Source organism: Chloracidobacterium sp. (assembly GCA_016716305.1).
GTDB lineage: Bacteria > Acidobacteriota > Blastocatellia > Pyrinomonadales > Pyrinomonadaceae > OLB17.
The window spans coordinates 414,487-436,452 of sequence record JADJWP010000001.1 but is presented as its reverse complement, the minus strand read 5'-3'; the positions used below and the strand labels follow the sequence as shown (position 1 = coordinate 436,452).

Sequence of the window (21,966 nt, the reverse complement as noted above, 5' to 3'; positions counted from 1 at the left end):
CGTTGTTGGAGGAGACACGCGATCGGGTGGCATTGAAGATCAAGCCCGAGAACACATTCTTCAGCCTGACTCAGAAACATGAACCGTTTTACAAACACTCTCTTTGGGATGTTTCAGAAGCGAACCGGGTAGTTCAGCCGATCAACAGAGGTACCGCTCCTGCGATACTCTATAGCCTATTGCGTATCGCAAATAATTCGCCTGAAGCAACGGTCGCCTTCTTTCCTTCAGATCATTATTTCTCGGACAACGAAGAATTTATGGAAATGGTGGAAAGCGCATTTCGTGCCGTCGAAATAAACCCCCATTCGGTCGTTTTGCTTGGTTTTGAGGCAACGAAAGCGGAGACGTCGTACGGGTGGATCGAGCCGGTCGAATCGCTTTTCGGCGGTCTTACGCATTCGGTCAGCCGGGTGAAGCGGTTTTGGGAAAAACCATCTCATCGGACGGCCCGGAAACTGAAGGAACAAAGGTGTCTCTGGAACAGTTTCGTGATGGTCGGCAAAGCAAGAGGATTTCTCGAGATGTTCCGAAAGCATCTTCCGGATCTCTATCGTGTGTTTGTCGCATCGGCGCCAGCGTTAGGTACAGCAGGCGAGTCTTCAATGATCAGTTCGATCTACGAACGGATCACCGATGTAAATTTTTCCCAGGACGTTTTGGAAAAGGCGACAGATGAACTCTTGGTGCTGCGAGTCGGCGACGTCGGGTGGTGCGATCTCGGCGAGCCAAAACGAGTGATGCGAACACTTACAGGGATTAGACGTAAAACCCGCATGGACGCGGGCGTTTGCAGCTTAGAAAAAGAATGAGGGCCGTTGGCCCGATGTCGCGAAAAGAAGGAACCTGTCTGAATTCATAGATCATGAAAGCAATTGCAATACAACCTGGGATCAAGAACTCTGCCCATTTAGTTGAGATGCCGATGCCGGACATTGCGGAAATTCCGAATGGCCGAGGCGTGTTGGTCAAGGTCCTTCGCGTCGGTGTCGATGGTACCGACAAGGAGATCAATAATGCCGAGTACGGTGCAGCACCGATCGGAGAGAATTTTCTTGTCATAGGACACGAGGGCTTTGGAGTTGTCGAAGAAGTCGGCCCAAATGTTCGCGAGCTAAAAAAGGGCGACTATGTGGTGGCAACGGTTCGCCGCCCGGGGTCGAGTATTTACGATCTCATCGGCACAAACGATATGACCACCGATGACGTGTATTTCGAGCGCGGCATCAATCTGCGTCACGGGTATCTGTCAGAGTATTACGTCGATGACGCCGAATTTGTCGTTAAGGTGCCGCGTGGACTTAAAGATGTGGGCGTCCTGCTGGAACCGATGACGGTTGTGCAGAAAGGCGTTACACAGGCGTATGAGATCCAAAGACGCTTGCGGGTCTGGAAGCCGAAACGAGCCGCCGTGATGGGCGGCAATAGGATTGCTTGCGACGTTGGTATTTCGCTTACGTGGGATCGATGTCGTAACATTTGGCCGCACGCCGAAGCCATATCTCAATTCTGACCTTATTGAAGAGTTGGGAGCGACGTACGTTTCAACAGACGATGTTGCTATTCACGACTATTCGGCGCAAAACGGCGGATTCGATATCATTTTTGAGGCAACCGGCTTTTCGCCCATCGTCTTTGATGCGATGCAGGCACTTGCAAAGAATGGCGTGCTGGTGCTTTCCAGCGTGACCGGCGGCGATCGAAAGGTCGAAGTTCCGGCCGACCGGATCAACCTCGATTTCGTGTTGGGAAACAAGGTGATGGTAGGCACCGTCAATGCAAATCGTGAGTACTTCGAGATCGGCGTAAAGGACCTTTCAGCGGCGGTCCTCGAATACGGCGACTGGCTAAGCCGGCTTTTGACGCACAGAGTGAACGGTCTCGAAGAATTCGAAAAACTTTTCGACCATCTGTCGAATAGCAAGGGCGTGATCAAGGCTTACTGCGAACTCGAAGATCAAAGGACTTAGTTCTCAGGAAGCAGAAGGGCATCGGGCGCTAAAATTTGACTTCGAGGCGACACTTTGAACTAAATCCAACCTTCAGATGTTGATCAACGTCAACGGAGGTAACGACCGGATCGAATTCAAGGAGTGCCAATGCACACGCAAGCGATCGAATAATTTGGAGCCGGTGAAGGGACTTGAACCCCCGACCTGATGATTACAAATCAACTGCTCTACCAACTGAGCTACACCGGCGATGCTGCGGTCCAACGGGAGCGAGGCAAGCGAAAATACTAACAAAGTCGATCTTCGAATGGCAAGGAGTCTCGGCTCTTTCGTTATTTCGAATCGCACCTGTCCGCATCGTGATGTTGGCCTCTGATGCAGAGCACCGCGGGTCGAACTTCCGCGATCGATCATTGTTAAACAATAAACAAAATTGTTGACGCATAGCTGGGAGTAACGATACAATAAAGCGTAGGCCAAAGGGCCACGCCATTCAAATAACTCGCCCGATTCATTTCCAAATTAGGCTCAGCCCTGGAAATCACGTCAGCATAGTTAAGCAAAAAAGGAGAAAATTGTGAGTTTTCAAAACTTTTTCAAACGAGGCCTCCCGGCCGGATTCGTTTTCGCACTTTCGGTGTTCTCGACGACCTCTTTGGCCCAGACAGTCGCTTACACCCCGGATACCGTTGCCGAACGAAACAATCTTTACTGTGCCGGATTCGTTCAGAACTCGCCGATGAACACAGAAAGGCGGCTTATCGGTGCGACCGAGGAACAGGACGGATTTCTTTATTCGCAAAGCAATGACGTATATCTCAATATCGGTGCTAACCGCGGCGTCAAGGTTGGCGACATCATGTCGGTCGTTCGGCCGAGAGGACAGGTGAAGACCCGGTGGACCAATAAGGGTGAGCTCGGCCAATACGTCCAGGAGATCGGAACGGTCGAGATCGTTCGAGTCAAAGCCGAGGTTTCCGTGGCACGCGTCCGAAACTCGTGCGACGTAATGCTGTTGGGTGACCTCGTTCAGCCGTGGCAACAGCGGACGAGTCCGAAATTTGTTGAGCGTCCGTCGCTTGACCGGTACGCAGATCCGAGCGGAAAGGCAATGGGCCGTTTGTTCATGGCACGCGATAATCAGGAAATGATAACTCGCGACCAGATCGTATTTGTCGATCTTGGATCCGAGGACAATGCGAAGATCGGTGATTACTTGACCATATTCCGGCCGCTAGGGAAGGGAAACATTCTCAACGGTCCGCCGGAATCCGTCAGCGCACGTGTCGAGGGTTTTCAGAGCCTGACATACCGAGGCGGCCGATTCTCAAATCAGGCAGCACGCAAAAAGGGCGATAATGCAAATGGGCAGGTCGTGACGACACCGGACGCAAAAGACGGGCGACCGTCAGATATACGAAAGGTCATAGGTGAGGGTGTAATTCTCAACGTCAAAGAAAGAACTGCAACTGTTGTGATCACCCGCACGGTTCAGGAGATCCACACCGGCGATTGGGTCGAGATCCAATAGGGCCGAAACAACTGGTAAAACCGATGAGGCTGGCGCATTAAACGTCAGCCTCATTTTCGTTCTCGTTTTCTTGCTTAGAACGAAAGAAGAATGCGAAGTAGGCGTACATTGACCAAATTGCCATAAAGACCGAAACCCACAAAGCACCCCTTCCGACCAAATATCCAAACACCTTCCAGTCATTCGCAGTCAATGCGAATGAGCTAAGATTCGTAAAGGCCGTCCGCACTTCGGCAACTTCCCAAAAGGTGATCGCCGGATATTCCAAGCCGAAGTTTGAGACCGGCGGTTTTCCATTTGCGGCGGCAACGAGCAAGGCGACGATCGCGATCGATTGCGCCCACATCTTGATCTTTCCGGATAGCTGGGCCTGAATTATGATGCCCTCAGCCGCAGCGACCGACCGAAGTCCTGTAACGATGAACTCGCGTCCGAGAATTATCACTACTGCCCATGATGGTGCGAGGTTCTTTTCGACCAGGACGATCAGGGCCGCTGACACAAGCAGTTTGTCTGCGATCGGATCGAGGAATTTCCCCAGCGTCGAGACCTGATTACGCCGTCGAGCAAGGTGTCCGTCGAGTATATCGGTTGCAGATGCGATCAGAAAGATCACAATGGCCAGTGCGTAGCCGCTTATTCCGAACCAACGTTCGGCAAGCGGCGTCAGCAATACCACGACCAGCAGCGGGACGATCACGATCCGTGCAAAGGTTAAGTAGTTTGGCAGGTTCACGGTCGCTAAAGAGTTTATGTCCTGTGAAGCGGAAATTCAAGACCAACAAAAAAAGAGGCGGATGGCTCCGCCCCTTCCGTTTTCTGATGATCTATCCGGTGCTACGGCATGAACCCAAGGTTCGTACTGGCGAAATTGCCGATGTTCGGAAAGACCTCTGCCATCTGGTTTTCTGGCAGTCCATACCAACGCGCGAGCGTGGCGGCATACTGTTCGACAGATGTCGTCGGTATCCATCGTCCACGGGCGCCTGATCCGCTGTTGGTGTCGTCGGGGCCGCTTGTGCCTATGACCAGCGTCGGAAACGGAGTTCCGTTCGTCGTGTTGATCCCGTAAAAGTCTCCGCCGAGACCGAACCACCAATAACGAACATGTGGTTCCCCCAGGCATGGTCGGTACCAACGTTCGCCCCGGTTCCGGCGGGATTCATCGTTCGATTAAAGTCCGAAAGCGTAAAGGTCGTCACATCGTTCTGAACCCCCTGAACGCCCATTTCGTCGTAAAACGCACGGACGGCCTGGCTGTACTGCGAGAACAGGGTCGTATGTTGGGGAAGCTGGCCCTGATGAGTGTCGAAGCCGCCGATCTGGCAGAAGAAGATCTGGCGGGTCACACTCAGGTCGGTACGTTTCTTTATCAAACGAGCGATCTGCCGCAATTGCCGGCCGATACTCGTGTTCGGAAACGTGACGGTCACGTCCTGAGAGGTCTGCAACGCCGCGTTTGCCTGCATCGCCAGCTCGGTCACGTTGCTTGCCGCTGCGACATAATTCGACTCGAGGTCGACCGTTCTGAGTTGATTGAATGCAGCCTTACGCGCATTGCCGGCAGTATTGTTCGGAAAACCAGCCGGGTTCAGCACATTTGCGAGCGAAGTATTCGAGTCGTTTATCGCAAGCGGAAGTGTTAATTGCCCCGCAGTGAAAAGCTGTGCACCTGCGATCGACGTGATCATCGGTACCAATCCGCCCGGATTGCTCGTTTGGGTCAGCCGGTCAGATATACGGCCACCCCAGCCCGTAAAGGCAGCAGTGTTGGCAATGCTCGTTTGGCTTTGATTGACCTGATCCGAATGCGAGAACAGCTGATACGGTTTAGGCACTGAATTGTTCTGATACTGTGCCTTGGTCATCGGGCGGACAAGCGTACCGCAATTGGTCACGATCGCGAGTTTGCCTTGACCCCATAATTCATGTATCCCGTTGTTAATGCCGCCGGTAACAGGACCGAGTGCCGGGTGAAGCCCATAGGTAAGACCGCCCATCCGCGGGACCGCGATCGGAAGCAGGCTGCCCTGGTCGAGTGCAAGGCCCTGCGTGCTCCTGGTCGCTGCATACGCAGCATAGTTACTGAGCGTGGCATCACTATGGTTTGGAATGACCATATTGTTGCCGTCGTTTCCGCCTGACCAATAAATGAGCACAAGGGCTTTGTAGCCGCCGCCAACATTGGTCTCTTCCGGCTTCTCGTCCATTTTCTGGGCAAGAGCACTCATTAGGCCCATATGCTGAACCTGAGTCGCGATCGCCGTCATGCTCAAGGCACACGTTGATTTTTTTAGAAAATCTCGTCTTGATTCTTTCATTTTTCTTACCTCTGTATTTGGAATTGCGACGAGGTCGCGACTAAGTAGATTGCAGCCTGTGCTCGAGCTCTGGGCGTTGTCGCCGAAACAGCCGTAAACGCAGGGAGGATCGCGGCCCGCATTGCTGCCGACATGCGACCGTGAAGCATGCGGTGATTCAGCTCATCCAACAAACGGTTTCCGGTCGGATCGGCTGCCGCAAGCGCTTCCCATTCCGTGAGGTCGATCGACGTTCCCAGCGGAGATGTCTCGCCGACGTTTATTCGGCTAAACGTTGCGGTATTGACAAAATTGGCTCTGGCAACGGATGTGCCTGTCGTCATGATGCCAAATTCCGGGCCCAGCAGCGACGTTCCCGGAATTACGTAATCCGGTGAGTAATAGTTGAAAACAGTCGGCGAATTGAACGGGTTCTGAGCAAGCGGGTTAGTGTAGTTCGTTACCACACCGTCGCTCTGCTGTGTCAGATCGGCCGATTTTACGCCAAATGTTTTCAGAACATTCGTAACAAGCTGAACGGGCTCGCGAAGCTTACCGTAATTCGGATCGGTCTTGATGTCTCCCCTTGCTTCGGGATCAAGAAGTATGGCGCGAACGACGGATTTCATATCACCGCGTACGCCTAGACCATTGTTGTTGAACACCGCCGCAACACGGCCGACGTATGCCGGTGTCGGGTCGCTGGTGACCAAATGCTGGATCATCAACTTACTAACGAAAGGCCCGACGTTCGGATGGTAGAAAATATTGTCCAACGCCATGTCGAGTTCCGTGTTGCCGTTGAGATTTGCCGGTATGTTCTGATTTACGGCGTTCGGATAGGACAACAGGGTTTTTGCAGTGATGTTGTGGTTGTTCTGATTAAGGATCATCGGATCCTTGTAATTGACGATCCCAGGGGCGGAATTCGGGCACGTGGTGTTACAGAAAGACCAACCGGTAAATACCTTTGTAAATTCGTCAACGTCACCCTGATCATAGGTCGGGATCGGATTGCCCTGGCCGTCGAGCATCAGCGTTCCGTCCTGGTTCAGCATGAACAGCCCGATCGTGAATAGCTGAAGGATCTCGCGCGGATAGTTTTCGTTCGGGTTATTTCTCGTACTGCGAGCCATGTCAAGGTAATTACCCATTCCCGGATTGAGAGTAATGTCCTTCATCAGGTTGCGGTAATTCCCAAAAGCATGCTGAGAAAGCAGCTTGTGGTACGCGATCATCCAGCTTGACTGCTGGGTAACGCCGCCTGCGCCCGAGATGACCCAGATCTGCGAAAGCGCCCATGATACCCGATGGCGAAGCTGCGGTTCGCCGTAAAAGGCCTCTTTCATGAACCAGTTCTGAACCGGGTACATCGAATAATGATTGCGGATACACATTCGGTATTCGAGGGTCGACGTATCGAACATTCCGCAGCCGATCGTTGTGTTACCGGAATCTGTCGATTTCAGCGGGAAATCGGGATAAGGGTTGTTTGCCGATGGATACGGAGCCTCGAACTGCTCGGCAAGGTACGTTCGGAGGCCGATCCGGCGAATGCGATGGTCGAGTTCCGGAGTTGCTCCAAATGTCGCCTGCTGTAGGAAACGCATACGGTCGCCCGACCAGCGATATCCTACGAGGTCTGAGGTTTCCGGTTCGATGGTGCCTGCTTTCTTAAGGTCCTTCAGGGCTGAGAAAGGCGTTGGCTGTGAGCCCGCATCGCCCTTGAGTTCGCCGCCGGTCTTGCCGAAACCAATTCGGACACGGTTGCTTGATATTCCGCGCCAGGTGACGCTGATAAGAAGATCGCCGTCCGGATTTGGCTGTTCCCAATAGCCGATCTCGTCACGGAGCAGCATTGTCAGCACATAAAGGCCATCGACGCCGTTCACCGGCGAGAAGCCCAATACCGGAAATCGATAAAGCCGCCCGCGCGAGTCCTCGACATACACCCTGAATGCGTTTGCCCCTTCGCCGTCCATGAGTTCGACGTTGGTCACATAGATATTGACCTTTGATCCCGGCTGAAAGGCAGATTCTTTCGTACCGGACCTTCCCGCCGATCTTAGACCGCGGGTCGGGAGTTCCGTCAACGCCCGTGTCGAGGTTTCCTCAGTAAGCACGATTGGCGTCGGTGAATTCGGATTCGGATCGACCTGGCCGGATGCCATTCCGGCGACAACTAGGGTTAGCAGACACGAAACCAGCGTTCGCGTCACACTGCGGAATCTAATGCTAATCATTAACCAACCTCCGTCGAGAAAACCTTAATGTAAACGAATTGTGGGGCCAACTTTCTTGAAAAACAGAACGTTCGAGGGAAATTTGAACGTTGTTTGACGCTGTTTTACAGCTACTATAATAACAAACTTACAAAGAATCAAGGATTTTAGAATTCTTTTTTGGCTTCGAACGCCGCGATATGCAACATTTGACGCACGACGATTTCGATTGGTCGTTAAATTATGAATAATGAATGTAAAAATATCAGAAAATGACAATTTTCGGCAATGAAAGCGAGATCGAGAACCAAGATCCAAAAACCAAAGGAGTTCAGCTTTGTTCACACCGTCAAGGGTCACGGTTGGTACGACCTTGCGCCATTCGAGATTAACGAGGAAGAAGGCACTCTTAATTACGTTATACGCGATTCTCGCGGCGCGGTGAGCGAGATCAAAATGACCGATCGGGAAGACTCGATCGTCGTCGACTTCGATCGCGGAGTTTCCCGCGAACTTGTCCGGACTTCGGTGTGTCGTATCCTTCGAATGGAAGAGGACTATGGCGAATTTTATGCCGCCGCCGGAACCGACGCCGGGTTGAAATGGGCTGCGGCGTCGGGGGCAGGCCGTATGTTACGGTCGGCAACCGTCTTCGAGGACCTCGTCAAATCTCTCTGTACAACGAACTGCTCTTGGGGACTGACGAAGAACATGGTCAAGAATCTTGTCGACAGTCTGGGTGAAGAATCGCCTTCGGGACGAAGGGCGTTCCCGACGGCCGCCGCAATGGCGGAAATGGATACCGAATTCTACCGCTCTGAGATCAGGGCGGGCTATCGCTCGCCGTATTTTGTCGAACTCGCCGAGTCAGTGGCCACGGGCCGCATTGATCCGGAACGCTGGCTGTGCTCAGAACTCCCGACGGCTGATCTGAAAAAGGAGTTGAAACAGATCAAGGGCATCGGCGATTACGCGGCCGAAAATCTTCTAAAACTTCTCGGACGTTACGACGGCCTCGCTCTCGATTCCTGGCTGCGGGCTCAATACTATAAAAAGCACAATCGCGGCATTACTTGCGACGATAAAAAGATAGAGCGCCACTACCGGAAGTTCGGTGAGTGGCGCGGTCTGGCGATCTGGTGCGATATGACCGAGGATTGGTTTGCGAAAAATTGACCTGAAAGGCCCGGATTACTTTGCCGGGTCCAACCTTTTCAGCTTTTCAACAGGGAACTTTGCGTCGACGAACTGAAGGTGAAGCCGCCTTCGATGATCGTCGCCGGTTTGTCGGTTGCAGACGACTGCGAGCCCCGAAAAGTCGTATTCCTCGCTAATGAACTTGACTCGGTCACCTACATCGGCGTCGAGTTTCGAGATCACGGCAGCTCCGCTCCGGCTGATATTTTCGGTCACCGATCGGGCGCCAGCAAGCGACTGTTTGTCGGAATCGACAAGCGCGAGGTAAAGATCGATCGCCTGCCAATAGCGGATGTCCCGCCGGGTCTTGAACTCACCTTTTAACGGAGCAACGCGCCAAAGTCCATCTTCATTCATCCCGGAAACGCGATAGCTCCGCGACGGGTCGTTATGATAGCTGGTCGGTGCGTTTTTGCCGATAAATGCGATCCCGACGTGAAAACACTCGATATCATCGACAACCGAGGCTCTTGAGTGCTGGACCAATCCCCATACTCGGTAGAATTCCTTCTCATGATCGTAGCAGCGGAGTTCTTCGGGCAGCGGAAGCATCAACGAGACGAGTTGTCCGGTCTTGCATTCACGGGGCATGTAAAAAGCGGCTCCGGTGATCGAATACGTAACCACGTCGGCGACCTCCTTCCAACTCTCTCCGTTCTCGTCCTTGCCTTTCACGACCGCGTTAAGTGGCGGTCGCGTGATAAAGATCCGTTCGTCTGTGATGTCTGTGGCTTCAGTTGAGACTGACATTTTTTACTCCAAGTTTTTTCTATCGATTTAATGCAGACTTTGCCAAATGGCTAGTTCGAAGGTAAGGCGACCGCATCTATGCGATGCCCTGAAGTGGGAACAGATGGTCGATGAACTCGAGGTGAAGTCGGACAATTCCGTCTCCTCCGAGACGCTTGCCGCGAACTATCGAAATTATGGTCAGATCATGGCGTTCGCTTCTAACGCGAATGAAGGAGCCAAGTTCGGCGCTGAAGGAAGTGAATACTGCTGCGCCGCCGAGGCTGATGTTTTCGGTCACCGTGACCTCGCTTGCAATGACGTCGCCGTTTTCGTCGAGGATCTCCAGTAATAGCGATTCCGGTATGGCGAATCGCGTGTGACGTCTGAGATAGGTCGGAAGATCGCTTTCGTCGGGTGACGCACTCGCTGGCGAGATCTGCCAAAGGCCGCCATCCTCACGTTCAGAAAGTTCGTAAAGTGTCGACGGATTTTCAACAAAACTCGCCGGAGCGTGTTTCCCAATGAATGCGACACCAACCGCATAACTCTGCGATTCCGCATTTTCGCCGAGCGGGATGCAGCGTCTAACAAGACCCCAGATCCGGTACTGTGGTTCGAGATAATCGTAACACCTCAACTGACGCGGCATCGGAAGGCTGATCACAAGCAGTCGGCCGCGTTTTACCGGCCGTGTGAGATTGAAACCGGCCCCGAACGCTGAGATATCCTCAAGTCTGGTGACCTCGTTCCACGTAAATTTGTTGTCGACCTTGACCTCGACGCGGGTCGGCAGGGCAAGGCCGTACCTTTGGATCCTGCGTTGGTCTTTATCGGTCAAAGTTGTTGACATATTTGATGGTTCAGCGATGAGTTTCTGCACTATCCCGGCGGCACGTAAACGTCAGATCTTGAGGGATTTCAGCGAGGACTTGAGGTAGGCCTGCAAGTTGCTAAACAGGCCGAACGCCTGTAAAATCAAGAATAGCATCAACACAAAGAATTTTCCAGCTTTTTTTCATGGCCTCCGGGCATCACAAGAGCCAATAAACCCAGATAAATAAGCAATAACGGCACGGAAGTATAAATGGACTCAACTCTAGAGCGTAACCAGATAAACATTGAAGACGAGATGCGTCGGTCGTATCTCGATTATGCGATGTCGGTCATTATCGGCCGAGCATTGCCCGACGTCCGCGACGGCCTCAAACCCGTCCACCGCCGCATTCTTTTCGGAATGTACGAGCAGGGAAACGTTGCCGGCAAGGCGTATCGAAAATCGGCGAGAGCGGTAGGCGACGTGATGGGTAAATATCACCCTCACGGCGACTCGGCCATTTACGATTCGATCGTCCGAATGGCTCAGGATTTTTCGATGCGGTACCCGCTCGTCGACGGCCAGGGAAATTTCGGCTCGATCGACGGCGACAACGCAGCAGCAATGCGTTACACCGAGGTTCGCCTTCAGAAGCTTACCAACGAGGTGCTCGACGACATCGAGAAAGAGACGGTCGATTTCCAGCCGAACTATGACGAATCGCTCTCTGAGCCAAAGGTTCTGCCGACGAAGATACCGCTTTTGCTCGTCAACGGATCAGAAGGCATCGCGGTTGGAATGGCGACAAAGATCCCGCCGCATAACCTCACCGAGATCCTTGATGCCACGATCGCGATCATCAAGGACCCGGCAATTTCGATCGACGAACTCATAAAGATCGTTCCCGGCCCCGATTTCCCGACAGCCGGTTTCATTTACGGCCGGGAAGAGATACACCGCGCCTATCGGGAAGGCCGCGGCGTCATCCAAATGCGTGCGAAAGCGGGCATCGACCGAATTGGCCGAGGCGACCGAGAGCGCGATGCGGTCGTCATAACCGAATTGCCGTATCAGGTCAATAAGGCCCGTCTGATCGAAAAGATCGCCGAGCTCGTTCATGAAAAGAAACTCGACGGCATCTCGGAGATCCGTGACGAATCGAACCGCGAGGGCATCAGGGTCGTCATCGAACTGAAACGCGATGCGATCCCTCAGGTCATCCTCAACAAGCTCTATAAGTTGACTCCTTTGCAATCGTCATTCGGGATCATAAATATCGCGATCGTCGATGGCCAGCCGAAATTGCTGACTCTCAAGGCGATGCTTGAGAATTTCGTAGATTTTCGAAAGGAGGTCGTCCGCAGGCGAACCGAATTCGATCTGCGAAAGGCTCAGGCCCGTGCACACATTTTGGAGGGCTTGAATAAAGCGATCGATGCTCTCGATTATATAATCCCGCTGATCCGCAGTTCGCGTTCCGTCGATGAGGCCAGACAGTGGCTTATCGCAAATCTTGCGACCATCGATGAGGTCAAGACCTGGCGGGGCATCTCGGGCGGCAAGACGCAGGCCGAATTCCTCAAGGACCTGAACAAGGTCATGCGCTCGCTCGAATTCAGCGAGATACAGGCGCAGGCGATCCTCGACCTCCAGCTTCGCCGGCTGTCGGCTCTTGAGCGGCAAAAGATACTCGACGAGTACGAGGCTATCATAAGGCACATTGCCGAACTCGAGAACATCCTCGAGAACGAGAGCGTTTTGAAACAGGTGATCGTCGACGAACTTCACGAGGTAAGGAAGAATTTTGGCGATGCACGCCGCACCGCGATAATCGATGCTGGCGTCGAACTCACTATCGAAGACCTCATCGCAGACGAAGATGTTGCGATAACCGTTACCAACGCCGGCTACATAAAGCGAACACCCGTATCGACCTATTCGCGTCAAGGACGCGGTGGTAAAGGCAGGCTTGGTGCGACGGCCAAAAACGAAGATTTCGTCGAGCACATTTTTATTGCTTCGACTCACGCTTATCTGATGATCTTTACCGACGACGGCCAGGTCTTCAAGATCAAGGTGCACGAGATACCCGAGGCGGCCGCCGCCGCACGCGGAAAGGCCGTGGTCAATCTCGTCCAGCTATCGAGCGAGCGAAAGCTCGTCGCCGTGATGCCTGTGCGCGATTTTGGCGAAGAGGTCTATCTGACAATGGTCACCAAACAGGGCGTGATCAAGAAATCGTCGCTTGGCGATTATCAGAACATCCGCGTCACGGGTATCAATGCCATCAATATTGACGAAGGCGACGAATTGCTTGACGTGATCCGGACCGACGGCAAACAACAGATCTTTATCGCGACGCGTGACGGCATGGCCGTCCGCTTTAACGAGACAGACGTTCGCCCGATGGGCCGCGTCGCCCGCGGCGTTCGCGGGGTCAACCTGCGAAAGGGAGATTTCGTAGTATCGGTCTGCGCGGTATCGCAGGCCGGAACCGAAAAGATCCTCTCGATCTCGGAGCAGGGATTCGGCAAGCAAACTCAGGTAGATAATTACCGACTAACGAAACGCGGCGGCAAAGGCGTGATAAATATGAAGACGACCGCCAAGACCGGCAAAGTGGTTGCGGCGTTTCCGGTCGAAGAGGACAGCGAGATAATGATCATCACCCAGCAGGCAAAGCTCATCAGGCTCGGCGTCGATAAGATCCGCGAGACCGGACGCTCGGCTCAGGGTGTGATGCTCATTCGCTGCGGCGAGGACGATTGCGTCACCAGCGCTTCGCTCCTCAAATCCGAAGGCGACGAGGATGACGACTAAATCGTCGCTAAGTGTAAAACCCGAAAGCCGCCCGATCACGCAGATCCGGCGGCTTTTTCATTTCTCGTTGACGAGTCCAGTTTCAGCCGGAATCGCCGCAAACCATCTGCACCTCCCGGTCGAGCCCGTCTGGCTGACCTCGGTCAACGTCCTGCCCATCACGCTCGAAAAGACGAAGTAGTTGGTCTCCCAGGCCTCCCACTCTTCTTCCTCGCTTTCCCATTTCCGCTGCGAGCGCTTCGCCTCGCGGCCCATTCCGTCATGGGCTATCGTCATCTCGTAGGCCTCATTCCGGCCCGTCTTCATCATGCCTCCCGTCGAATCGTACTCGAAAGCGATGCCGTCGCCGTTGTAACTCGCCGGACTAAGGCCGCATTCAACCTCGATCAACGTGAAAATGTCTTCCTGCGGAAGTGAATCTATTTCCATTCAATCTTTACCCGTGTATCTCAAAATGAAAATACTGGGAAACTCGAGAAATCGGTCAGGGCATGCCGTCTCGTCATCCCTCCACATCTCACGAGTGATCTTCAACTGCTTGCTTAATAGTCCAGCTGATTCCAACCGGTTGGTTAGCATTCGAACTCTCTTTTCCAAGGTTGGTTTTGACTTGATCTCGTTTGATAGATAATAACCAACAATAACAACAGTTGCGCTAGGTTCAGTCCGCAGTCTCCGAATGGTGTTGTGTATGTTGTCTTTGAAGCGCCGTCCGATCGAACTGCAAGGCGAGTCATTGGTAGTAAAAACCGTGAGATTCAACTTGTCCAGCCAAACGCTTTCAACGAACGTCGGCATTTGACCTTCTTTTCGAATGGCCCAAAGCTCAATGGCATTTGTACCGCCACGCGGATTTGAGACGCAATCTTCTGACCGAACCACGAGAATTGGCGGTGTTTTCTGAGGTTCCCTATACCTTGATTTGATCGCATCCACAATCGAGGTCAAACTAGCAGAACTGGAAGGAATAGATTTAAGTAGATTCTCTTTTGAGCATATGCGTACGGCAAACTTTTCAATATCTTGTTGCATGAGTTTATAGCCCGCTCGACGCAACTCATCTGCAATAGGACCTGGAGAAATTGGGTACTCAAATCTCTGAACAAGGCTCGATTCTTGAGCAGGCGCGTTCAAGCTTTGAGCGAATCCAACCCCATGAGAAATTCCGAGCAGTACAATTAGAAAAAGTACAGGTTTTGCAGACAAGTGAATTTGACGTGAGTTTGAAGTCATTCTCTTCTCCTACGGACAACGGAAAGGGCTTTGTGCGTCTTTGTAAGCATCAATCAGGTATTTAATGGGAACAGATCTTCTCGAAGCGGCCGATATTCCATGTGCTGAGATATAGCGTCGATATGTAGACAAAGTCATCAAGGTAACATGTATACCGGCAGACTCGTATACTTTACCGTTTTTATCAAAGTTGCTCACAGCAATCCCGAGCATTTGACCGGGTGAAATAGACTGGCCCGGCTTCAAGGCATCATTCTTGTAAACCATATCCTTTATAGTTAATACTAAGGGGTCTTTCCCAATTTTGAGGTTCAATTGGATATCCAAGATTGAATAGACTTTCTCATTTGTCTGGAATCCATAATGGAGAACCTTACCTGCCATGCCTGATAGCGCAAAAACATCGTATTGCCGCGACGTCCCGCTTTCTGGAGGAGTAGGATCAAGAATATGAACGCCATCATGATCATTCCGAGATGTGTCCGGGGGCGTGCCGTCAAAAAAATATGGAGCGACAATCATCTCATTAGGGTCGCTCGTCAATCGTGAACCCGGTATCGCCTTAGTAATGCAGTTAGGGTTGTCTATGCGAGGATAAAAAGCATGTGTTCTCCATTCCCAGATTCTTCTTTCGGCTGTTGATACGGCGATCGGCCCGTCTCCGTCCGGTTCAGGATCCATGGGCGAAACGTCGCGGTAGCCGATAACCGAGAAGGCCCGATACATCCCGAATCCGAATGTTTGAAACCGGAAATTGGGATGATTCATATGTTGGACGAGGTCGGACGGCATGCCCAGACCATTGTCGATCAACATCGCGGCTTCCTCCTGACTTATCGGGAAGCCATTGTGTGTGATTCGCGGTTCGCCGCCCATTGCCCAGAGTGGCATTGTTTCGTCCAGCAATCCGCAGCCGACGCAGGAGGAGCCGCCGGTCTGCGTGACAAAGGGGTTTTCGGTGGCGACGTTGCCGCCCATCGGGTCGAGCTCGGCGGGCGAGCTTTCCGTCCCTTGTGCGTCAAAGATATCGCCGTCGGATTCGGCCGACCTGATGCTTGCCCCGACCGGGTCGGTCGCCTGAAACACTACAGAACCGCCCGAGTCGCCGTTCTGCCAGGCGATCTCCTGCCCGCCCGCCCTGACGTAGGTCCGCTTCTTTGTGCCGATGTCGTATACGTCCGTGACCACAGCTCCGCCCAGCACGGTCGAGCGGATGTAATACTTCGCCGGCTGCTGTTCCCACTCCCATTCCTCAGGCTCGATCTCCTTCTGTATCCACGATTCAATCACTTTTCATAATACTGCCAACTTTTCTCAATATTTCCACAACCATCAATTGTTACTCTGAAAAAATAGTATCCTGAAACTCCGTCATTTTTGGAATTGAAATCTATAACCCAAATTTCATCTTCGTGTTTCGAAACTTTCTTACTGTCGAAATCAGCAAAATCAATCCCTTTGGTTATACAAAACTCACGCAATCGTTCCTCCGCGAGTTTCAATGCCTGAGTGTCAGAATACATAACACTTTCACAGGAGGAGTTAATCATGTACTTACTACAAGCAACCGAAGCAATACAAAGGCCCAGCAACAATGATGCACCTAAATTAGCATATGAGTATTTCGTCATTATTTACCTATTTACAGCTACTGTTTAGAGTTGCGTACTTATTCCATGATTGTTGTACATCATAACGGCCAAGGGTTATGATATCGTACGGTTTCCCTGGAAACGTCTTTCCAATATAGGTCGAAATCTGCTTTGCGACGGTTCGATCCCCTTTATCAAAGTCATAGATATCAGGAATCACACCAATTGTTCCTTCAAATTCCGTAAGTCCCCATTCATAAATTTTAAGAGTTCCAGTAAGGTCAAAAGTTATTCGCCCTAGAACCGCCCCCTGCCAACCTTTCGTTTCCATCGGTCCGGAATGAATATTCTCGATTCGATGTGTAATACTTGTTCCTCCTTGAGTCCCTTGTTGAACTAAGTTCCTAATCGGCTCAAACGAACTTGGTAAAGGGAAATCAGCGGTAATTTCGTCGATCGAGATATAAACGGGCCTTCCCGATCCTCCTATATAGTGATCGAGAGCATCTTTTGCCGGAAAGCTATGTTCTTTCGATCGCTCTGGACACTTCAATTGATGTTTATTTGCAAATACTAGAAGCTTTGTGTCAGATTCGTCTTCTCTCCAATGCCAGCCGGTAACTCCATAATCACCCTTTGTCGAGTTACCGTTCGGATCAACTATTGTTGAGCCGGTGACCTCCGCAACCCATCGACCGCCGACGCCATCAGCAAACACCTGATACGGTGACGTTACCGCGGTTTCGCCGGTTTGATGATTTCTTGCGGTGCCGGCACCGCAGTAGTTATTGGGGCATGGGTAGGCCGAACCGGCTTGCATCAGCGATTCCGCTTCTTCGCGTGAGATAGGTAGCCCTTGCAGGGCGAATGATTGTCGTTGGCCGTTTACAAAGAGGACATCTTCTTCATCCAAGAGGCCGCAGCCGACGCAGGAGGAGCCGCCGGTCTGCGTGACAAAGGGGTTTTCGGTGGCGACGTTGCCGCCCATCGGGTCGAGCTCGGCGGGCGAGCTTTCCGTCCCTTGTGCGTCAAAGATATCGCCGTCGGATTCGGCCGACCTGATGCTTGCCCCGACCGGGTCGGTCGCCTGAAACACTACAGAACCGCCCGAGTCGCCGTTCTGCCAGGCGATCTCCTGCCCGCCCGCCCTGACGTAGGTCCGCTTCTTTGTGCCGATGTCGTATACGTCCGTGACCACAGCTCCGCCCAGCACGGTCGAGCGGATGTAATACTTCGCCGGCTGCTGTTCCCATTCCCATTCCTCAGGCTCGATCTCCTTCAATATCCGCTGTGTCCGCTTCTCCTCCATCCCGTCGCCGTTGTAATGCCGCGTCACCTCGTTCTCGCCCGCCGGAACCAATTGCCGGTTATAGACAATAAGCTGTCCGGCCGCGTTGTAGGTCGAAAGCGTTGCTCCGCCGTTGTCGGTTATCCGGCCGTCAGCGTCGTATTCCCAGACCGTTTGAGATTGATTTTGTATCCGGTTATTCACGAATGTCCGTTCGGCAGAGAAGTTGTGCGTTCCCCACATGTCGTTCACGCGTTCCGTAGTATTCCCAAAGGCGTTGTATTCGTAGCTTTGGCGGTAGGGGATGGCTTCGATCTCCGGCTGGGTGGTCGGTGTTCCGCCTCTCGCTTCGAGTCCGGTCCTGGCCGAGGTGATGCGGCCCATTTGGTCGTATTCGTTCAGCCGGTCAAAGCGGTCATCCACCGCATCGCTGAGCTTTCGCAGGCGGCCATCCGAATGATACTCGTAGGTCTTTTCCATGATCGGGTCTTGCTGCCCGCTCTTGACCAACTCGAACGCCGCGGGCCTCAGCCTTGTGTCGAACTCGACCGACATCGATGTCGCATTCCCGAAGCTGAGGCTCTGCAGCCCGCCCCATGCACGGTAATGCGGACTGCTTGCATAGCTCGTCACGCCGCCGAAACTGCTTCCCGTCACTGTGCTCAGACGCGAAAGCTTATCGTGGGCGTAGTTGATCTGTTCGCCGTACGGGTCTTTTAGCGATTTCAGCTGGCCGCCCTGAGTGTATGTGTATTCGAGCCGGAAGACGCCGTTCGGGGCGTTGGCAAGCGTGTCGGTGAAGTCCCTCGTCTCGGCGGTCATTTATGTCCTGTTTTCCGGCTCGTCATATCATGCTTCGAAGAAGCAGTTTTTGACGTGTCGCCAAAACCATACTCGTGTTGATAAAAAGAACCTAATTCCGATCTGAACGATCGAGAATTGCAAGCATTTGCTCACGGAGTGAGGCGTCAGAGATTTGTTTCACCAAGGCCTCCGGCGTTAATCCGTCCTGATTAGCTATCTCTTTTCTCGCACCGGCTTGGATCAGCGTCTTTAACTTTTCCAATCTATGTTCCCTAATCGCATGAAAAACGGCTGTCTCTCCGTATACGTCTTTATTTTCGAGTTGAGCGCCAGCCTTCAACAACCGCTTAACAACATCCGCATTATTACTAGCGACCATCAGGGCGGTAATTCCTTTCTCATTTATGTGGTTGACGTCCGGCTTCTTATTAAGAAGCATGTCCAACACCTCAACGTCAGCGTATTCTGCAGCCGTCATCAGTACAGACGTTCCACCAGAACTTTTTGCATTGACGTCTGCGCCTGCCTCTAACAGAATCTTAATGTAATCTTTTGAATCCTTATAGAATAATGCAAGCATTAAGGGGGTTTCCCCAAGCGGGCCAGTTATGTTTACGTTAGCTTTGTTTTCGAGAAGAATGTTCAGAATTCTGAAGTGTCTGAATGAAATTGCTAGGAATAACGGACTATTATCGATCTTCGTGCCCGGAACGGGATCGATTGCGGCACCTTTCTTTATCTCAGACTCTAGCCATGGAATGTTGTTAAGAGCAATTGCCCGTAGGAGTGGTGTTGGAAATCGGGTAAGAAAGGTTTCCAACTCAGGATCTGGTTTTTGCCCTAACGCGACCGGTGTTGTAAGACCAATCAAAAACAAAAAAAGAGTGATCCCGCCGCCCAAAATGCGGATGTTCATATGCAAACCGAATGCAGTCTTGCAAATCAATTTCTTTCACCCCCGCAATTATTACTTAGCCAATTATTGATGGTCTGCGCAGCGGAGTAGTTGTCGCCCATATATGTAGGAGGGCCTTGTGCTGTTATCCATTTCCGAGTCCTTTGATCGAAAGTGAACTCTACCAATCCCGGAGAATATTCTCGCTTCAGATCGAGTTTGAGAACCGCGAGAATTGCCATGTGAGATCCGTTTCGAATTGCAAGATGCAATGCCTCATGAAAAACCGTAAGTCCGCGTTGAACTGCTGTTTGCTGATTGTACGGATCAAAGTAATAGACCGTAGATGTAGCAATATTAGCTACAGCGCCAGCACCATAGTTTCCTGCAAAGGTGGAAAGCGTTTGGCTTAAATCGCCATATTGAAAATCCGCCGTGTTTGCGAAACCGAGGCTTTCGAGCGTTCGTCCTGCATATCCAGTTCCGGAAGAAGCATCGCGACCATTTTCCGTGGCTTGTTCAAGATAAGTTTCAATGTTCGTGACACCAAGTTCCTTCAACTTTCCAAGACAATTGGGATTATCCTGAAGAAACGCTCGGAGAGACCGTTCGAACGCATTCTCTCCCTTTTTACCCTTTCTAGGAGTCCCGTCGATATCTTGCCCGAGTGCCCGGCTTATCGGAACAATCAGAGCAGTCACAGACCACGAGCTATCCATCGGGTTGACGAAGTAGAAGTCATGTCGGGTGATCATGCCGCGGGTTTCGCGTTGAAGTCCAAATGCCGCATCTCTGTCAAGGCCGTCCCATGTTCTTCCAGCATGATCAGCATAGCTGTACCTTGAACCCAGATACGTCCCCTTCGACATCCTCGCGGCCATTTCGATCAGGCCGAATGTTCCGCCGATATGACCGCTCTCTATTTCCATCATGAACTGCGATTCGGTAGCCGGCAGGCCGTTTATGGTATATGTGTTTCGCCCCGGACGATACCCTTCGCCCGTGCCGAAGAGGTCTATCCCCGACCCGCCGTCACCCGGCATCTCGGTGTTGAGGGCAATATAAGGCCCCGGGTCGGCGACGTTGCGGCCCATCGCGTCGTATTCGCCCGTTCGCATCACGCCCCCCGCCGCAGTCCCGTTGGCAAGCGTCTGCTGAACTCCCGAGCCGCTCGCGTCCTGGTGGATGAACCTGATCGTTTCCACCGCTGACTCGCCGTAAAAAATGCTCTGCTCGGCTAGCGTCACGCCGTTCGCGGGAATGAACGTCTTCTGCTTGGCTCCCGCGCCCGTCGTCTCGCTGATGACCCTGTTCAGAATCGTCGAGCGGATGTAGTAATTCGTTATCTCGTCCGGGTCGGTCGATCCCGCGTTGCGGACAAGCTTTGCCAGGTCTCCGTTCCCGTCGAAATGGTTCTCGACCGGAAGGGTGTCTATGTTCTCGTCGTCGATATCCGTCGGGACGATTTCGACGAGCCTTCCGGCGGCATCGAAATCGTAGCTCCCGTCCAGGTCGGCCGTGACGTTGCCGTCGCTGTCGTAAGTCCAGTTCGAATTGCGGCCGTTCGTGAAGCTGACGGTCAGGTTCGATTCGCTCCCGTAGAAGAACCCGGTGAAAGCAGTGATCTTTCCGAATGCGTCGTGCTGATACGTCCGCGAATACGGTTGATCGAAGTTATGCGGGCCGGTCGGCGATTCGCCCCTTGCCGCCGTCCCCGCCTTTGCCTCGACCGTACGGCCCATATGATCGTACTTGTAGCTCCGGTCGAAGGCTTCGTCCATTGCGTCGTCGACGAACTTCAACGCCCCGTCAGCATAGAACTCGTACTCCTTGCCGATGATCGCCGTCGCGTCCTTCTTGACCTCGAACCCCGTCGCCTGGAGCTTGCCGTTGAAACCTGTGACGCTCATCTCCGTCCCGTTTCCGTAAGAAAGGCCTCTCAGAGTTCCGCGGGCATCGTAAACCGGATCTTCGGCATAGGTCGATATTCCGTTGAATGCCGTCGGGCTGTCCACGGCCTGCAGCCGCGAGAGCTTGTCGTATGCGTAGTCGACCCGATAACCGAAGGGGTCGGTGAGGGACCCAAGCCGACCGCCGATCGTGTATTCGTAGCCGATCCGGTAATTGCCGGTGGGCTTATTCGGCAGCGTGTCCGAAAAGACACGGGTCTCGGCGGTCATCCTCGAAAGGGGATCGTATTCGTAAGCGACCGTCCCGAGGCCGTCGGTCATCGATGTCCGGTTGCCGAGAGCGTCGTAGCCGAACTCGACATCGTGGGCGTCCGTCACGCCCGTCTCACCGACGTCCCAGTTCATCTCCTCGACCAGCCCTCTCGAATTGTATATGTAGTTTGTCACGACGCCGCGGCCGTCCGTGATGTTTAGGATGCTGTCGTCCGGGTTGTAGTTGTAGGTCGTGTATTTCAGCGTTTCGCCGCTCCGCTGCTCGGGCCGGTGCGACGTCTTCCATTCGCCCCATTCTTCTTCCTCGCCGTCCCTGACACGGATCGAGCGGTTGGATGACCGCAGTTGCAGTTGTAGAAGTTAAGTGGCCTGGATACTGAACAAATCGAAATCGATGTTCGAT

Annotated in this window: 16 protein-coding genes, 1 tRNA gene and 1 pseudogene; 5 read left to right on the top strand and 13 right to left on the bottom strand. The window is 52.7% G+C overall.

All coding sequences use genetic code 11. The annotated features are described in order from the left end of the window. Window positions 1-26 precede the first annotated feature (26 nt). Entirely contained in the window at window positions 27-812 is a 786-nt protein-coding gene (locus IPM28_01895) for a hypothetical protein (protein MBK9171745.1), read from the top strand. A 53-nt stretch (window positions 813-865) separates the two neighbouring features. Then, window positions 866-1,970: pseudogene (locus IPM28_01890) on the top strand (glucose 1-dehydrogenase). A gap of 155 nt (window positions 1,971-2,125) precedes the next feature. On the opposite strand, the gene IPM28_01885 reads toward IPM28_01890, so the two are convergent. Then, window positions 2,126-2,201, bottom strand: a tRNA-Thr gene (locus tag IPM28_01885). Window positions 2,202-2,529: 328 nt separating this feature from the next. Between IPM28_01885 and IPM28_01880 the strand changes: the two genes are divergently transcribed. Beyond that, window positions 2,530-3,483: a hypothetical protein gene (locus IPM28_01880; protein MBK9171744.1), complete on the top strand. Its 954-nt coding sequence runs from the start codon at window positions 2,530-2,532 to the stop codon at window positions 3,481-3,483. Window positions 3,484-3,520: 37 nt separating this feature from the next. On the opposite strand, the gene pgsA is transcribed toward IPM28_01880, so the two are convergent. The 3 genes from pgsA to IPM28_01865 all read right to left on the bottom strand — a co-directional run bounded on the left by pgsA (window position 3,521) and on the right by IPM28_01865 (window position 8,026). After that, window positions 3,521-4,219, bottom strand: coding sequence for a CDP-diacylglycerol--glycerol-3-phosphate 3-phosphatidyltransferase (pgsA, locus tag IPM28_01875; GenBank protein ID MBK9171743.1), 699 nt, complete (start codon window positions 4,217-4,219; stop codon window positions 3,521-3,523). Between the two features lie 286 nt (window positions 4,220-4,505). Continuing rightward, a complete protein-coding gene (locus IPM28_01870; GenBank protein ID MBK9171742.1) occupies window positions 4,506-5,804 on the bottom strand; it encodes a DUF1501 domain-containing protein in 1,299 nt (432 codons plus the stop codon). 5 nt (window positions 5,805-5,809) lie between these two features. Then, window positions 5,810-8,026 (bottom strand): DUF1800 domain-containing protein, encoded by a 2,217-nt coding sequence (locus IPM28_01865; GenBank protein ID MBK9171741.1) that lies wholly within the window; start codon window positions 8,024-8,026, stop codon window positions 5,810-5,812. A 267-nt stretch (window positions 8,027-8,293) separates the two neighbouring features. Between IPM28_01865 and IPM28_01860 the strand changes: the two genes are divergently transcribed. Beyond that, window positions 8,294-9,181 (top strand): Fe-S cluster assembly protein HesB, encoded by an 888-nt coding sequence (locus tag IPM28_01860; protein MBK9171740.1) that lies wholly within the window; start codon window positions 8,294-8,296, stop codon window positions 9,179-9,181. A gap of 15 nt (window positions 9,182-9,196) precedes the next feature. Here IPM28_01860 and IPM28_01855 read toward each other — a convergent pair whose 3' ends face one another. Both IPM28_01855 and IPM28_01850 read right to left on the bottom strand, forming a co-directional pair. Next, window positions 9,197-9,952 carry a PilZ domain-containing protein gene (locus IPM28_01855; protein MBK9171739.1) on the bottom strand — a complete coding sequence of 252 codons (756 nt, stop codon included), beginning with the start codon at window positions 9,950-9,952 and terminating at the stop codon, window positions 9,197-9,199. Window positions 9,953-10,028: 76 nt separating this feature from the next. After that, window positions 10,029-10,784: a PilZ domain-containing protein gene (locus IPM28_01850; protein ID MBK9171738.1), complete on the bottom strand. Its 756-nt coding sequence runs from the start codon at window positions 10,782-10,784 to the stop codon at window positions 10,029-10,031. 234 nt (window positions 10,785-11,018) lie between these two features. Here IPM28_01850 and gyrA point away from each other — a divergent pair, with 234 nt between their 5' ends. Further along, on the top strand, window positions 11,019-13,568 hold the full coding sequence (gene gyrA / locus IPM28_01845; protein ID MBK9171737.1) for a DNA gyrase subunit A: 2,550 nt from the start codon (window positions 11,019-11,021) through the stop codon (window positions 13,566-13,568). 57 nt (window positions 13,569-13,625) lie between these two features. On the opposite strand, the gene IPM28_01840 is transcribed toward gyrA, so the two are convergent. From IPM28_01840 to IPM28_01810, 7 genes are all read right to left on the bottom strand, one after another. Further along, window positions 13,626-13,997, bottom strand: a complete 372-nt coding sequence (locus IPM28_01840) for a hypothetical protein (GenBank protein ID MBK9171736.1) — start codon at window positions 13,995-13,997, stop codon at window positions 13,626-13,628. Continuing rightward, window positions 13,998-14,801 (bottom strand): hypothetical protein, encoded by an 804-nt coding sequence (locus tag IPM28_01835; protein ID MBK9171735.1) that lies wholly within the window; start codon window positions 14,799-14,801, stop codon window positions 13,998-14,000. It lies immediately after the preceding gene. A 9-nt stretch (window positions 14,802-14,810) separates the two neighbouring features. Next, entirely contained in the window at window positions 14,811-16,091 is a 1,281-nt protein-coding gene (locus tag IPM28_01830; protein ID MBK9171734.1) for a hypothetical protein, read from the bottom strand. Continuing rightward, window positions 16,088-16,432: a hypothetical protein gene (locus tag IPM28_01825; GenBank protein ID MBK9171733.1), complete on the bottom strand. Its 345-nt coding sequence runs from the start codon at window positions 16,430-16,432 to the stop codon at window positions 16,088-16,090. The genes IPM28_01830 and IPM28_01825 overlap by 4 nt, the downstream gene beginning before the upstream one ends. Window positions 16,433-16,439: 7 nt before the next feature. After that, window positions 16,440-18,503 carry a lipid II-degrading bacteriocin gene (locus IPM28_01820; GenBank protein ID MBK9171732.1) on the bottom strand — a complete coding sequence of 688 codons (2,064 nt, stop codon included), beginning with the start codon at window positions 18,501-18,503 and terminating at the stop codon, window positions 16,440-16,442. A gap of 91 nt (window positions 18,504-18,594) precedes the next feature. Further along, a complete protein-coding gene (locus tag IPM28_01815; protein ID MBK9171731.1) occupies window positions 18,595-19,401 on the bottom strand; it encodes an ankyrin repeat domain-containing protein in 807 nt (268 codons plus the stop codon). A gap of 26 nt (window positions 19,402-19,427) precedes the next feature. Next, on the bottom strand, window positions 19,428-21,737 hold the full coding sequence (locus IPM28_01810; protein ID MBK9171730.1) for an RHS repeat protein: 2,310 nt from the start codon (window positions 21,735-21,737) through the stop codon (window positions 19,428-19,430). Window positions 21,738-21,966: the final 229 nt, after the last annotated feature.